The sequence below is a fragment of the Curtobacterium sp. MCSS17_006 genome, from assembly GCF_003234215.1.
Classification (GTDB): Bacteria; Actinomycetota; Actinomycetes; order Actinomycetales; family Microbacteriaceae; genus Curtobacterium; species Curtobacterium flaccumfaciens.
On record NZ_QKSO01000006.1, the window covers coordinates 15,820 to 29,124 of the forward strand.

13 protein-coding genes are annotated in these 13,305 nt (G+C 71.8%); 10 read left to right on the forward strand and 3 right to left on the reverse strand.

The annotated features are described in order from the left end of the window. The first annotated feature begins 14 nt into the window (after positions 1–14). Positions 15–3,866 carry an ATP-dependent RNA helicase HrpA gene (hrpA, locus tag DEJ21_RS07360; RefSeq protein WP_111224178.1) on the forward strand — a complete coding sequence of 1,284 codons (3,852 nt, stop codon included), beginning with the start codon at positions 15–17 and terminating at the stop codon, positions 3,864–3,866. A 19-nt stretch (positions 3,867–3,885) separates the two neighbouring features. Beyond that, the gene (locus DEJ21_RS07365) at positions 3,886–4,254 is read left to right on the forward strand and encodes a VOC family protein (protein WP_111224179.1); all 369 of its coding nucleotides are present in this window, start codon (positions 3,886–3,888) and stop codon (positions 4,252–4,254) included. On the opposite strand, the gene DEJ21_RS07370 is transcribed toward DEJ21_RS07365, so the two are convergent. Continuing rightward, positions 4,235–4,792, reverse strand: a complete 558-nt coding sequence (locus DEJ21_RS07370; RefSeq protein ID WP_111224180.1) for a YbaK/EbsC family protein — start codon at positions 4,790–4,792, stop codon at positions 4,235–4,237. The two genes, DEJ21_RS07365 and DEJ21_RS07370, sit on opposite strands and share 20 nt — an antisense overlap. Before the next feature lie 41 nt (positions 4,793–4,833). Here DEJ21_RS07370 and DEJ21_RS07375 point away from each other — a divergent pair, with 41 nt between their 5' ends. Genes DEJ21_RS07375 through DEJ21_RS07395 form a run of 5 tightly spaced genes read left to right on the forward strand, consistent with a single transcriptional unit; the run spans position 4,834 to position 9,055 of the window. After that, positions 4,834–5,487: a CatA-like O-acetyltransferase gene (locus DEJ21_RS07375; RefSeq protein ID WP_111224181.1), complete on the forward strand. Its 654-nt coding sequence runs from the start codon at positions 4,834–4,836 to the stop codon at positions 5,485–5,487. Positions 5,488–5,520: 33 nt separating this feature from the next. Continuing rightward, entirely contained in the window at positions 5,521–5,901 is a 381-nt protein-coding gene (locus DEJ21_RS07380; RefSeq protein ID WP_111224182.1) for a VOC family protein, read from the forward strand. Between the two features lie 37 nt (positions 5,902–5,938). After that, positions 5,939–6,961: a Gfo/Idh/MocA family protein gene (locus DEJ21_RS07385; RefSeq protein WP_111224183.1), complete on the forward strand. Its 1,023-nt coding sequence runs from the start codon at positions 5,939–5,941 to the stop codon at positions 6,959–6,961. Next, the gene (locus DEJ21_RS07390) at positions 6,958–7,986 is read left to right on the forward strand and encodes a Gfo/Idh/MocA family protein (RefSeq protein ID WP_111224184.1); all 1,029 of its coding nucleotides are present in this window, start codon (positions 6,958–6,960) and stop codon (positions 7,984–7,986) included. The genes DEJ21_RS07385 and DEJ21_RS07390 overlap by 4 nt, the downstream gene beginning before the upstream one ends. 55 nt (positions 7,987–8,041) lie before the next feature. Then, positions 8,042–9,055 carry a LacI family DNA-binding transcriptional regulator gene (locus DEJ21_RS07395; RefSeq protein WP_111224185.1) on the forward strand — a complete coding sequence of 338 codons (1,014 nt, stop codon included), beginning with the start codon at positions 8,042–8,044 and terminating at the stop codon, positions 9,053–9,055. Between the two features lie 85 nt (positions 9,056–9,140). Here DEJ21_RS07395 and DEJ21_RS07400 read toward each other — a convergent pair whose 3' ends face one another. Together DEJ21_RS07400 and DEJ21_RS07405 are read right to left on the reverse strand one after the other, a co-directional pair. Continuing rightward, positions 9,141–9,842 (reverse strand): triacylglycerol lipase, encoded by a 702-nt coding sequence (locus tag DEJ21_RS07400; protein WP_111224186.1) that lies wholly within the window; start codon positions 9,840–9,842, stop codon positions 9,141–9,143. Between the two features lie 71 nt (positions 9,843–9,913). Then, positions 9,914–10,687, reverse strand: coding sequence for an alpha/beta fold hydrolase (locus DEJ21_RS07405; protein ID WP_146247719.1), 774 nt, complete (start codon positions 10,685–10,687; stop codon positions 9,914–9,916). A gap of 82 nt (positions 10,688–10,769) precedes the next feature. On the opposite strand from DEJ21_RS07405, the gene DEJ21_RS07410 reads away from it, so the two are divergent. The 3 genes from DEJ21_RS07410 to DEJ21_RS07420 all read left to right on the forward strand — a co-directional run bounded on the left by DEJ21_RS07410 (position 10,770) and on the right by DEJ21_RS07420 (position 13,239). Then, positions 10,770–11,267 carry a hypothetical protein gene (locus tag DEJ21_RS07410; RefSeq protein WP_111224188.1) on the forward strand — a complete coding sequence of 166 codons (498 nt, stop codon included), beginning with the start codon at positions 10,770–10,772 and terminating at the stop codon, positions 11,265–11,267. Positions 11,268–11,288: 21 nt separating this feature from the next. Further along, complete coding sequence (locus DEJ21_RS07415) at positions 11,289–11,837, forward strand: dihydrofolate reductase family protein (protein WP_111224189.1); 549 nt, start codon at positions 11,289–11,291, stop codon at positions 11,835–11,837. A gap of 103 nt (positions 11,838–11,940) precedes the next feature. Further along, positions 11,941–13,239, forward strand: a complete 1,299-nt coding sequence (locus DEJ21_RS07420; protein ID WP_071406544.1) for an NAD(P)/FAD-dependent oxidoreductase — start codon at positions 11,941–11,943, stop codon at positions 13,237–13,239. The last annotated feature ends 66 nt before the right edge of the window (positions 13,240–13,305 follow it).

The following is a 13,305-nucleotide window of genomic DNA, read 5'->3' on the forward strand; positions in this document are numbered from 1 at the left end:
ATCCTGGAATGCTCATGTCTTCTCCGCTGCCCGTGATCACGTACCCGCCCGAACTGCCGGTCTCGCAGCGGCGGGACGACATCGCGGCTGCCATCCGTGACAACCAGGTGGTCATCGTCGCCGGGGCCACCGGCTCGGGCAAGACGACGCAGCTGCCGAAGATCTGCCTCGAGCTCGGTCGTGAGCACATCGGGCACACCCAGCCCCGCCGGATCGCGGCGCGGACCATCGCCGAGCGTGTGGCGGAAGAACTGGGCGGCGGGGAGCTCGGCGGACTCGTCGGCTACCAGGTCCGCTTCACCGACAAGGTGAGCTCCGAGACCCGCGTGAAGCTGATGACCGACGGCATCCTGCTGAACGAGATCCACTTCGACCGCGACCTGAAGCGGTACGACACGATCATCATCGACGAGGCGCACGAGCGGTCCCTCACGATCGACTTCCTGCTGGGCTACCTGAAGCGGTTGCTCCCCCGTCGCCCCGACCTGAAGCTCATCATCACGAGTGCGACGATCGACCCGGAGTCGTTCTCGAAGCACTTCGACGACGCCCCCATCATCGAGGTGTCCGGCCGCACCTACCCGGTCGAGATCCGGTACCGCCCCCTCGTCGCCGAAGACCAGGACGACGACGCCGACGACGAGTCGGACTCCCGCACCGGCGACAGCGGCAACGCAGCCGACGACCGCGACACCCTGCAGGGCATCACCGACGCCCTCGACGAGCTGGCGCAGGAGGACCCGGGCGACGTGCTCGTGTTCCTGTCCGGCGAGAACGAGATCCGCGACGCGCAGGACGCGATCGAGGGCAAGCGCTACCCGGGCACCGAGGTCCTGCCGCTGTACGGCCGCCTGTCCGCCGCCGACCAGCACCGGGTCTTCGAGCGCCGGCACACCCCGGGCATCCGCCGTCGTGTCGTCCTCGCCACGAACGTCGCCGAGACCTCACTGACCGTGCCCGGCATCAAGTACGTGATCGACACGGGGACGGCACGCATCTCGCGGTACTCGCCGCGGGCCAAGGTGCAGCGCCTGCCGATCGAGGCGATCTCCCAGGCCAGCGCCAGTCAGCGATCCGGTCGAGCGGGCCGCACGAGTGCCGGCATCGCGATCCGGCTCTACTCCGAAGACGACTTCGGCCGACGCCCCGAGTACACCGACCCCGAGATCCTCCGCACGAACCTCGCCGCGGTGATCCTGCAGATGATCTCGCTCGGCTTCGGGGACATCGAGTCGTTCCCGTTCCTGCAACCGCCGGACAGCCGGGGCGTGAAGGACGGCCTCGACCTGCTCCGCGAGCTCCGCGCCGTCGACAAGGACGGCCGCATCACCAAGTCCGGGCGACAGCTGACCCGGCTGCCGATCGACCCCCGGCTCGGTCGGATGGTGCTCGAGGCCGGGCGGCAGGGTGTCGGACGCGAGGTCATCGCCATCGTCAGCGCCCTGAGCATCCAGGACCCCCGCGAGCGCCCCCTCGAGAAGCGCGCGCACGCCGACCAGTTGCACGCCCGCTTCGCCGACCCGACGAGCGACTTCCTGACCCTGCTGAACCTCTGGAACCACATCGAGGAGCAGCAGGAGGAACTGTCGTCGAGCGCGTTCCGCCGGCTGTGCAAGGCCGAGTTCCTGAACTACCTGCGCATCCGCGAGTGGCAGGACCTGTACCGGCAGCTCTCCCGTGCCGCGAAGCAGGTCGACGTCCGAGTCGGGCAGGCCCGCTCCGACGACGGCGACGCCGTGCACCGCGCGCTGCTCTCCGGACTCCTCAGCCAGATCGGGCTGCGCGACCGCGAGAAGCGCGACTACCTGGGCTCGCGGAACACCCGGTTCGTGGTGTTCCCGGGCAGCGTGCTCGCGAAGAAGCAGCCGGACGCCGTGATGGCCGCCGAGCTCGTCGAGACGAGCCGGTTGTTCGCTCGGACCGTCGGCCGGATCGACCCCGCCTGGGTGGAGCCGCTCGCCGGTGACCTGCTCAAGCGCACCTACGGCGAGCCGCACTGGGAGAAGAAGCAGGGGGCGGTCGTCGCCTACGAGCGTGTGACCCTGTTCGGCGTCCCGATCGTGCAGCGCCGCCGCGTGCAGTACTCGCGGATCGACCCGGAACACTCCCGCGAGCTCTTCATCCGGCACGCCCTGGTCGAGGGTGAGTGGGAATCGCAGCAGGCCTTCGACCGCGCCAACCGGAAGCTCCGCAAGGAACTCGAGCAGCTCGAGGAACGCACCCGCCGCCGGGACATCCTGCTCGACGACGAGAACGTCTACGAGTTCTACGACGCCCGCATCCCTGCCGACGTCGCCACGACGCGCGACTTCGAGGGGTGGTGGCGGACCACCCGGCGTGAGCAGCCGGACCTGCTCACGATGCGCCGGTCGGACCTGCTGGACGAATCAGCGGCCGAGGCCGCCGAGGACGACGTCGAGTACCCGACCCAGTGGCGGAGCGGCGACCAGCGTCTCGCCATCCAGTACCGCTTCGAGCCCGGCGCACAGGACGACGGCGTCAGCGTGCAGGTCCCCCTCGCGCTCCTGCCCCGGATGCGTGAAGAGGGCTTCGACTGGCAGGTGCGCGGCCTCCGCAAGGAACTCGTCACCGCGCTCATCAAGTCGCTGCCGAAGCAGATCCGCAAGAACGTCGTGCCCGCTGCGGACTGGGCAGAGAAGATCGTCGCCGAGCTCCCCGACGATGCCCCGACCGAGCCGACGGAGTCGTTCCGCGCCACCCTCGCCAAGGCGATCCAGCGCATGACCTACGTCCCGGTCTCCGAGTCCGACTTCGACCTGTCCCGCGTCCCCGCGCACCTGCTGCCGACGTGGGCCGTGGTCGACGAGCGTGGTCGCCGGGTCGAGACCGGCAAGGACCTGTCGGCCCTGCAGACCAAGCTCAAGGACCGGACCCAGCAGAGCGTCGCCTCCGCCACGGCGAAGGGCGCAGGACGGACAGGAGGCGCGGCTCGCGTCGCGTCCGCCGGCGCCGGTCGCCCGCTGGAACAGTCCGGACTCACCGCCTGGCCCGACCAGGACCTCCCGCAGACTCTCGACACCAAGCAGGCCGGCGGCGTCATCCGTGCCTACCCGTCCCTGGTCGAGGAAGGCACCGGTCCGAAGGCGACCGTCGGCGTGCAGTTGCTCGCCACCCCGTCGGACCGGGTCGTCCGGATGCCCGCCGGGGTCCGCCGTCTGGTGATGCACGCGGTGCCGTCGCCCGTTTCGTACATCCAGTCGCACCTGACCGCGCAGGAGAAGCTCGCGCTCGCCGCCAGCCCCTACCCGTCGACCGCCGCGCTGTTCGACGACGTCCTGGCCGCCGTGGTCGACGCCGGCATCCGTCGGGCCCACCCGGACGGCCTCGTCTTCACGAAGGCCGAGTTCGAGTCGGTCCGCGATGCGGTGTCGGCCTCCGTCGTCGACACGATGTTCACCGCCGTGTCCGAGGTCGCGGCGGTCCTGGCAGCGCAGCGCTCCGCCGAACGGGCACTCAAGCAGGCGAACTCGATGTCGCTGCTCGCCGCCCTCAGCGACATGCGTCAGCAGTTGGAGCGCCTGCTGTTCCCGGGGTTCGTCGCCGTCGCGGGGCTCGACCGGCTGCGACGCATCCGCGTGTACCTGCAGGGCATCGAGGCACGCGTGCAGAAGCTGCTGCAGAACCCCGGGCGTGACGCGACCTGGATGCGCGAGGTCACCGTGGCGACCGACCGCTACACCGATGCCGGCGGTGCCTTCCCGCCCGCGGCCGGCGCGCACCCCGAGCTCGTGCACGCGCGGTGGATGCTCGAGGAGTTCCGGCTGAGCCTGTTCGCGCAGGAACTCGGAACCGCCGAGACCGTCTCGTTGCAGCGGATCACGAAGGCCCTGACCGCCGCGCGCTGATGGGTCTACCGTGTCGGCCATGATCGGCACACTCGACGTCGTCGTCCTGGACTGCCCGGACACCCGCGCCCTCGCCCGCTTCTACGCCGAGCTGCTCGGCGGGGAGATCGTCGGCTTCGACGAGGACTGGGCGGAGCTCGCCCTCCCGTTCACCGACCACCGTCCGATCCTCGCGTTCCAGCAGGTCGACGACTACCAGGCGCCGGAGTGGCCCGGCCAGGCGGTGCCGCAGCAGAGCCACCTCGACGTGAAGGTCGACGACCTCGACGACGGCGAGGCCGCGGTGCTCGCGATCGGTGCGACGGCCACGGGGTCGGGCACGGAGACGTTCCGCGTCTACCTCGACCCCGCGGGGCACCCGTTCTGTCTCATCCGGCCGTCGGACTGACCGGTTCGGTCGCCAGGCCCTCGACCACGGTGACGTTCGGCAGTGCGGTGAGTGCTGCGCCGGGCAGGAACAGTTTCGCGGCGCGGCGCCCGGCGCCGATGACGACCTCGGGGGCGTCGAGGACGCGCGCGTCGATGTAGAGCGGCCACGACGACGGCAGTCCGATCGGGGTGATGCCGCCGTACTCCATGCCGGTCAGCTCGACCGCTTCATCCATCGGGGCGAAGCTCGCCTTCCGGACGTCGAGCAGCTGCTTCACGACCCGGTTCACGTCGAGCTTCGTCGATGCGAGGACGACGCAGGCGGCGTAGCGGACCTCGTCGCCGCGCTTCCCTGCGACGACGATGCAGTTCGCGCCGCCGGCCAGCGGGTAGCCGTACGCCTCCGAGAACGCGGCGGTGTCGGCGAGGTCCGCGTCGATCGGGGCCCCCTCGATCTTCATGACGACCTCGGTCGGCAACGCGACCAGGGCTTCGGCGACGGGGATCGCGAGGAATCCGGTGGCGACCAGGGCGGAAACACGTTCGAGCGTCGGCATGGCTCCACCGTAGGGAAGCGATCCCGCACGAGGGTAGAGCCATGACCGAACTCCGGGCGATCGACGTCGACCAGTGGCCCCGCCGGGAGCACTTCGAGCACTACCGGCACCGCGTGCCGTGCGCCTACGAGGTGACCGTCGAGCTCGAAGTCACCGCCTTCGTCGAGCGTGTCCGAGCAACCGGCCGTCGGACCTACGCGTCGCAGCTCTGGGCGATCGCGACTGTCGTGAACCGGCACGACGAGTTCCGGATGCAGCTGCTGGACGACGGCTCCCCCGCCGTGTGGGACCGTGTCCACCCGATGTTCACCGTGTTCCACCCGGACACCGAGACGTTCTCCGCCCTCGTCGTGCCGTACGACGACGACTTCAGCACGTTCCACGACGCTGCGGTGTCGACGATGGCGGAGTACCGGGACAACACCCGGATGTTCCCGCAGGACGACCGGCCCCGCAACGTGTTCGACGTGTCGACCCTGCCGGGGGCGTCGTTCACCGGGTTCTCGTTGCAGGTGCGCGACGGCTGGGACCACCTGCTGCCCATCATCACGCTCGGCGGGTACCGGACCGCCGGCGACCGGACGCTGCTGCCGCTGGCGTTGCACGTCGACCACGCCGCTGCCGACGGCTTCCACACGACCCGGCTGCTGCGCGAACTCGAGGAGCTCTTCGCCGATCCTGGCTGGCTGGGCTGACCTCAGGGTCTCGGTCGGAGTAGAACGGCGCGCATGACGAACGCAGTGGTGCACGTCGAAATCATCGGCCCCGACCCGGACCGGTTGCGGGCCTTCTACGCCGCGCTCTTCGGCTGGGACTCCCCCGCAGGTGCCCCGGTCGCCGCAGCTGTCTCCGACCAGTCCTCGTACTCGTTCCTCGACCCGGTGCCGGGCGCCAGACCGGTCGCGGGCGGCATCGGCGGTGGCCCGGGGTTCACCGCCCACGCGGTGTTCTACGTCGGGGTCGAGGACGTCGCTGCGGCGCTCGAGCGGGTCGAGGAACTCGGCGGCACCGTCGTCCTGCCGGCGCAGCGCAACGAAGGCGGCGGTGTCACGATCGGGCACTTCCACGACCCGGCAGGCAACCTGGTCGGCGTGGCAGGACCCCGCTGACCAGCCCGTCGATCCCCGCATCTCCTACGCTGACCCCATGACGTCGCAGTCGGACTCCCCCGCCCGCAAACGCATCGGGCTCGTCGGCGCGGGCGGCATCTCCGTCGCCCACCTGCCCGGGCTGCTCCGCCTGGGTGACGTGGTGGTACACGCTCGCGAGGGCGCCCACGAACTCGTCGCCGCGTTCACCGACACCGCTCGGGCCGAGGGCAGCACGATCACCGTCGCCGACAGCCTCGACGAGCTCCTCGCCGCGGTCGACGTCGTCGACGTGGTGGTCCCGACGCACGCCCACGCCGAGGTCGTCCGTGCGGCGATCGCGGCCGGCAAGGACGTCGTCTCGGAGAAGCCCCTGGCCCGGACCGACGCGGACGCGGCGGACCTGGCGGCGCGCGCTGCGGACGCAGGCGTGCAGCTCTACCCGGCCCAGGTGGTGCGCTGGTTCCCCGCGTACGCGCGCTTGCACGAGGCCGCGACCACGGGCCTCCTGGGCGACCTGGCGGTGTTGCGGTTCTCGCGGTCCGGCGCCTTCCCCACCCACGTCCCCTGGTTCGGCGACCGCGCCCTGTCGGGCGGGATCGTGATGGACCAGATGATCCACGACCTGGACATCGCACGCTGGGTGGCGGGCGAGGTGACCCGCGTGTCGGCGGTGAGCGTCCGCGCGGGTTCCGAGGCGGAGCCGGTCGAGGCGGCGCACGTCCTGCTCACGCACGAGTCGGGCGCGATCAGCCACGTCGCCGGACTGTGGGGGCCGCAGCACCTCGCTTTCACGACCGAGTACTCGGTGACGGGGACGCTCGGCAGCCTGTCGCACTCGTCCCGGGCCGAGGAGGACACCCGGAGTGACCTGGCGGCACCGGCTTCCGTGGACGGTTTCCTGCCGGCGGTGGACCCGGCGGACGATCCGTACGCGCTGGAGCTCGCCGACTTCCTCGCCGCGTTCGACGGTGGTGCACCGCCCCGGGTGACCGTGGACGACGGGGTCGCCGCGGTGCGGATCGCGAACGCGGCGATCGCCTCGATCGAGTCCGGCCAGCCGGTGGAGGTGTCGCGGTGACGCTCCGGGTCGGGGTGCTCTCCTTCGCCCACACGCACGCCATCAGCTACCTCGGCGCCCTGGCGGCGATGCCGGACGTCGAGGTGCGCGGCACGGACCCGGGCGGGACCTCGACGGGGACGGAACTCGGCGACCTGCGCGGCGCCGAACTGGCACGCGCGCTCGGCGCCGGGTACGCGGACTCCGTCGACGAGCTGCTCGCCTGGGGGCCGGACGCCGTGATCGTCACGAGCGAGAACGCGCGGCACCGCGAGTTCGTCGAGCTCGCGACGGCAGCGGGGGCACACGTGCTCTGCGAGAAGCCGCTCGCGACCTCCTGGCAGGACGGCCTCGCCATCCGCGAGGCGGTGGACCGCGCCGGGGTGCTGCTCATGATGGCGTTCCCGGTGCGCTTCGCCTCGGCGTTCGACCGGCTGCGCGCGACGCGGGACTCGGGCGCACTCGGCACCGTGTTCTCGGTGCGGGGCGCGAACAACGGCATGCTCCCGCTCGCCCGGGACTGGTTCACCGACGTCCGGCTGAGTGGAGGCGGCGCCCTCGTCGACCACGTCGTGCACGTCGCCGACCTGATCGACGGGCTGACCGGAGCGGCGCCGGTGTCCGTCACCGCCGTCGCCAACCGGGTGCTGCACGCAGACCGCGCGAACGCCGAGACCGCGGGCCTGGTGACCATCACCTACGACGACGGTACGATCGCGGCGATCGACTGCTCGTGGAGCCGACCCGACACGTCGCCGGTGTGGGGTGGGCTGACGCTCGACGTCGCCGGGACGGGCGGCACGGTGTCGGTGGACTTCTTCGGGGCGGCTGCTCGCGGACTCGACGCGGTCGGGGGCCGACCGATCGAACTCCGGTACGGACCCGACCACGACCTGCCGATGCTCCGGACGTTCCTGGCGGCGGTGCGGTCCGGGGAGCAGCCGCAGCCGGACGTCAGGGTCGGACTCCGGACGCTGTCGATCGTGCTCGCGGCGCAGGAGTCGGTGCGGACGGGCCGGACGGTGCCGGTGCAGGTCGCGGGCTAGCCCCGCAACACACCGCACCGTCGCCGCAGCACCGCCCCGCGCTACGCTCGTCCCGATGCGCGCAACCGTGCGGGACGTGGCCGCCCTCGCCGGGGTGTCCCCGAAGACCGTCTCCAACGTCATCAACGGCGGCGTGGTCGTGCGCCCGGAGACCCGCGAACGCGTCGAGCGGGCGGTCGCCGAGCTCGACTACGTGCCGAACCTCTCCGCCCGCGGGCTCCGGAACGGCCGCTCCGGAGCCATCGCGTTGACGCTGCCGGAGATGGGCAGCGCGTACTCCGCCGAACTCGCGCAGTCCTTCGTGGAACTCGCCCGCGAACGCGGCTGGGTCGTGCAGCTCGAGCAGACGGGCAACGACCCGGCCCGCGAACGCGAACTGGTCTCCCGTGCCCGGGCACACCTGGTGGACGGACTGATCCTCAACCCGGTGTCGCTCAGCGCGAGCGTCCTGGCCTCGACCGAGGGGCTGCCCCCGACCGTCGTCATCGGCGAGGTCGAGCCCGAGCACGTCGACCAGGTGCACGTCGACAGCCGCGCGGCGGCCGAGCAGGTCACCGAACACCTCATCGCCCACGGGCACCGGCGCATCGCGATCGTCGGGGCGTCACCCGAGGGCGCCGCGACGGCGACGAGTGAGCTCCGCGAACGCGGCTACACCGCCGCGCTCACCGCCGCCGGCATCACGCCCGACCCGTCGCTCCGGGTCCCGCTGCCGTCGTGGACCACGAGTTCCGCGGCGACGACCTTCGCGGCCTGGCTCGACGAGCACCCCCTGCCCGACGCCGTCTTCGCCTTCACCGACTCGATCGCGTTCGGGGTGCTGCACGTCCTCGCCGCCCGCGGCGTCCGCGTGCCCGAGCAGGTCAGCGTCATCGGGTTCGACGACGTCGACGCGGCCGCCTACGCGATCCCGTCGCTCAGCACGGTGTCGTTCGACCGTCGGGCCTTCGCGACGGCGGCGCTCGACCTGCTGACCCGGCGGATCGCGGACCGCAGTGCCGCGCCGGAGACCGTCGTCGTGCCGCACCGGATCGTCGCGCGCGCGAGCGTCGGCGACCGCCCGCGCTGACGCTGCTGCCGCGCCGCTGCCGCCGCCGCCGCGCCGTTTCGCGCTGACCGACACCTCACGCGGTCGCGCGCCCACGAAGTGTCGCTCAGCGCGAAAGACCGCCAGCGCCGCCGCCGGAGCCGTCGCCCCCGCCCGGGTCCGCCGCCGCCAGCACCGCCGACCGCGTCCGCGCATCGCCGAGGATCCGGAAGTGCCCGCCCACCGGCAGCCGCACGTTCGTCGCCCCCTGGAGCTCGCTGCCCTCGGGGATGAGCGTGTCGAACACCCCGTACACCGAGGTGATCCGCGCGTTCGCGTCGAGTTCCCGCGCCAGCCCCGCCAGCACCGGGTCGGCCGCCCGGAACGCCCGCAGGTGCGGCACCGGCGCGAGCCGCGCGTAGACGGACCCCGCGAAGGGCGTCGACACCGCGACCATCCGGTCGATCCGCTCGTGCTGGTCGAGCTGCGTCATCGCGTACTTGCCGATCAGCCCGCCCTTGCTGTGCGCGAGCACGAGCACGTTCCGCAGGTCCTGTTCCTCCAGGGTCGCGATCACCTCGCGCGCCGAGTCCGGCACGGGTCGCAGGTTGTGCCGCAGGACCGGCAGCACGTGCACCGGGTGTCCTCGGTCGTGCAGTGCGTCCATCAGCGGCCGCATGAAGTGCCAGGTCTCGTAGACGCCGGGCACCACGACGACGGGCTGCCCGGCGCCGGTCCGGTAGTCGTCCGCGGTGGTCGGGCCGAAGCTGCGCACCTGCCAGCGTGCCGCGTACCCCCAGTCGAGTGCGGCCCACCACGCGCGTCGCACCAGCGGGACACGGCCTGGAGGCCCGGATCGCGCCGTCCGCGCCGCCTCCGTCCCCGACGTGGCCGGCCGGGTCATCGCAGCCCCTCCAGGCGCTCGGCGCTGCGGAACGACTCGAGGAGGCGTGCGAACGCGTCCGGCTGCCGTTCCTGCACGTGGTGTGGGCCGTCCAGTTCCGCGAAGGTGCCGTCCGGCGCAGCGGCCGCGACCCGAGCCGACCAGTCGTGCCGCGCGATCGGGTCCCGGGTGCCGCGGACGACGAGGACGGGCTGCGGCACCTCGGTGATCGTCTGCTCGGTCGGGTAGCGGAGCATCGGCCCGAGCTCGCGCGTGTACTGCCGCATGCTCCGCAGGTAGTCGGTGACCAGGACGCCGTTCATCCGGACCCCCTCGATGAACCCGTCGCGGCCCAGGTCGAGTGCCTGCAGCGGGAGCGACCGCCGTTCCGCGTTGATCACCGGACCGACGAGCACGATCGCCGCGACGGTCTCCGCGTGGCGCCGGGCGGACTCGACCACGACCTGGGCACCCATCGACTGCCCGACGAGCACCAGGTCGCCGTCGACCAGGTGGCGGACCGCCCGCACGACGACGTCGCCGAGCTCCTCGATCGACAGCCCCCGACCGGCCGCGGGCAACCAGCCGAACCCCGGCAGGTCGACGCTGATCGTGCGGTGTTCGGCGGCGACGGCGCGCTGCGACCGGGCGAAGGACCGGTGGGACATCCCGATGCCGTGGACGAACACGACGGTGGGGTCGGTGTCGTCGCGGACCGGCTCTCGCGCCGCCATGGTGTGCAGGCGCACGGGCAACCCGTCGATCCGGACGGTCTCCACAGCAGCGCGCACGAGCCGAGGCTACGCGGCGGTTCGCAGCACCGGGTCAGCCTCGTCATCGGCCGCACATAGTCGAGCGGTGTGCACTCCTGGCATGAGCGACACCACTCCCACCAACGGCCACGAACCGGACGGCTCCGACCCGGCGAACCGGGCGACCACGCCGACCGGCTGGGGCGCCGCCCCGACCCCGACGTCGACCTCCACGCTCGACGCCCCCGCGCCGCAACAACAACAGCAGCAGCAGCAGCAGCAGCAGCAGCCGTACCGAGCGGATGCCGGCGCCGGCACCCCGGGCGGCTGGGACTCCACCGCCCCGAACGGCGCCACCCCCTGGTACGGAGCCGCAGCCGGCGCCGCGAGCCCGACCAACCGCCGCAGCACCGGCCCGAAGCCCCCGTGGTTCTGGCCGCTCCTCGCCGCGATCGTCGGACTCGCCGCACTGCTCGTCGGCGGAGGCGTCGGGTTCGCCATCGGCCACGCGATCGGTGCCGACCGGACGCAGTCGACCACGCAGGTGCCCGGCACGAACCGGTTCCCGGGCAACGGCACCGGCCAGGCCCCCGGCAGCACCGACGGCACCGGGAGCTGACCGGCGCGTACGATCCGTCCCATGCGGAAGACCACTGCCGGTCTGTTCACGTCGGTCGACGGCGTCGTGCAGGACCCCTACGAGTTCCAGTACGACAGCTTCGACGACGAGCTCGGCGCCGGGATGGGTGCCTTCATGGCCCGCACCGACACCGTGCTGCTCGGTCGGAACAGCTACCTCGAGTGGTCCGAGTGGTGGCCCGCCCACCCGGAGGACCCCTTCGGGCAGTGGATCAACCCGATCGAGAAGCACGTGGCCTCCACCACGCTCGGCGACGACCTGACCTGGCAGAACAGCACGCGGATCCCGGGCGACGTCCCCGCGTTCGTCCGCGAACTGCAGCAGCGCGAGGGGGCGGACATCGCCGTGTGCGGCAGTGTCACGCTCGTCCGCAGCCTGCTGTTCGCCGGGGTCCTCGACGAACTGCAGCTCATGATCCACCCGGCGATCGCCGGCCGTGGCCGGCGACTGTTCGAACCGACCGACCCGCCCACGCGCCTGCGTCTGGTCGACAGCACCGTGACGAGCAAGGGGAACGTGCTGAACACCTACGGGCGGTTCGACGCCTGACGGACGCGCCACGGGCCTCCCGGCCTCTGCCCGTCATGCGCCCCGGCAAACCGCGCGTACCCTCGTGGGTGACCATCCGCACCCGAGGAACACCGGAGCAAGCATGACCCAGGACACCCGCCCGCACGTCGTCATCGTCGGCGGTGGATTCGCCGGTGTGGCCGCCATGCGGGAGCTCGCCGACGCGCCGGTCCGGGTGACCCTGGTCGACCGTCACGTCTACAACATGTTCCAGCCCCTGATGTACCAGGTGGCGACGGGCGGCCTGAACGCCGGCGACGTGACGTACTTCCTGCGCTCGCTCCGGGCCCGCCAGTCGAACGCCGAGTTCCGTCACGGCCTGCTCACCGGCATCCGCACCGACGAGCGCATCGCCGAGATGTCCGACGGCGAGCACCTGCACTACGACTACCTGATCCTCGCCAACGGCGTGAACACGAGCTACTTCGGCACCCCCGGTGCGTACGAGTACGCGTACTCGATGTACTCCCGCTCGCAGGCACTCCGCATCCGCGACGAGCTGTTCACCCGGCTCGAAGAAGCGGCGGCCAACCAGGGCCCCGATGAGATCCGCATCGTGATCGTCGGTGGCGGTGCCACCGGCGTCGAGATGGCCGGCGCGCTCGCCGAGCTCCGCGACCAGGCGCTCGTCGGCGCGTACCCGGAGATCGAACGCGGCAACATCTCGATCACCCTCGTGCACCGCAGCGGCGAGCTCCTCAAGCCGTTCGCCCCGCGCCTGCGCCGGTACGCCGCCAAGGTGCTCCGCAAGCGCGGTGTCGTGCTGCGGCTGAACACCGGCGTCTCCGAGGTCAAGCGCGACGGCGTGATGACCGCCGACGGCGAGTTCATCCCCGCGTCGCAGGTGATCTGGGCGACCGGCGTGGCCGCACACAAGGAGGTCTCCGGCTGGGGCCTGCCGCAGACCCACGGTGGCCGCATCCAGGTGAACGACGACCTGAGCGTGAAGGGCGCCGAGCGGATCTTCTCCGCCGGCGACATCGCGGCGCAGGACGACGCCCTCGCCCAGCTCGCACAGCCCGCGCTCCAGGGCGGACGGCACTCGGCACGGCAGATCGTGCGCCTGCTCGAGGGCAAGGCCACCGAGCGCTTCAAGTACTTCGACAAGGGCACCATGGCGACGATCGGCACGAACGCCGCGGTCGCCCAGCTGCGCGGCGGGATCACGATGGTCGGCCCGGTCGCCTGGCTCGCCTGGGTGTTCGTGCACATCACGAGCCTGCTCGGCGCCGGCAACCGGATGTCCACCCTGACGCACTTCTTCGTCCGCTACGTGTGGTTCATGCGGAAGCGCTCGATCCCGATCGTCGGCGACGTCCGCCCGGTGCGCCCGAACGGCGACCGCGAGCCGGACCCCTGGCAGCTGCAGAAGGCCGAGTAGCCGCGCGCGTTCGCTCGCACGCTCGCTTCGTGAGCAGGAACGGTCGGGTCCGTACGTCGGACCCGA

What these genes read in the sequence shown, in the direction of transcription:
- hrpA (WP_111224178.1), top strand. Translation starts at nt 15, where the DNA reads ATGTCTTCTCCGCTGCCCGTGATCACGTACCCGCCCGAACTGCCGGTC.
- DEJ21_RS07365 (WP_111224179.1), top strand. Translation starts at nt 3,886, where the DNA reads ATGATCGGCACACTCGACGTCGTCGTCCTGGACTGCCCGGACACCCGC.
- DEJ21_RS07370 (WP_111224180.1), bottom strand. Translation starts at nt 4,792, where the DNA reads ATGCCGACGCTCGAACGTGTTTCCGCCCTGGTCGCCACCGGATTCCTC.
- DEJ21_RS07375 (WP_111224181.1), top strand. Translation starts at nt 4,834, where the DNA reads ATGACCGAACTCCGGGCGATCGACGTCGACCAGTGGCCCCGCCGGGAG.
- DEJ21_RS07380 (WP_111224182.1), top strand. Translation starts at nt 5,521, where the DNA reads ATGACGAACGCAGTGGTGCACGTCGAAATCATCGGCCCCGACCCGGAC.
- DEJ21_RS07385 (WP_111224183.1), top strand. Translation starts at nt 5,939, where the DNA reads ATGACGTCGCAGTCGGACTCCCCCGCCCGCAAACGCATCGGGCTCGTC.
- DEJ21_RS07395 (WP_111224185.1), top strand. Translation starts at nt 8,042, where the DNA reads ATGCGCGCAACCGTGCGGGACGTGGCCGCCCTCGCCGGGGTGTCCCCG.
- DEJ21_RS07410 (WP_111224188.1), top strand. Translation starts at nt 10,770, where the DNA reads ATGAGCGACACCACTCCCACCAACGGCCACGAACCGGACGGCTCCGAC.
- DEJ21_RS07415 (WP_111224189.1), top strand. Translation starts at nt 11,289, where the DNA reads ATGCGGAAGACCACTGCCGGTCTGTTCACGTCGGTCGACGGCGTCGTG.
- DEJ21_RS07420 (WP_071406544.1), top strand. Translation starts at nt 11,941, where the DNA reads ATGACCCAGGACACCCGCCCGCACGTCGTCATCGTCGGCGGTGGATTC.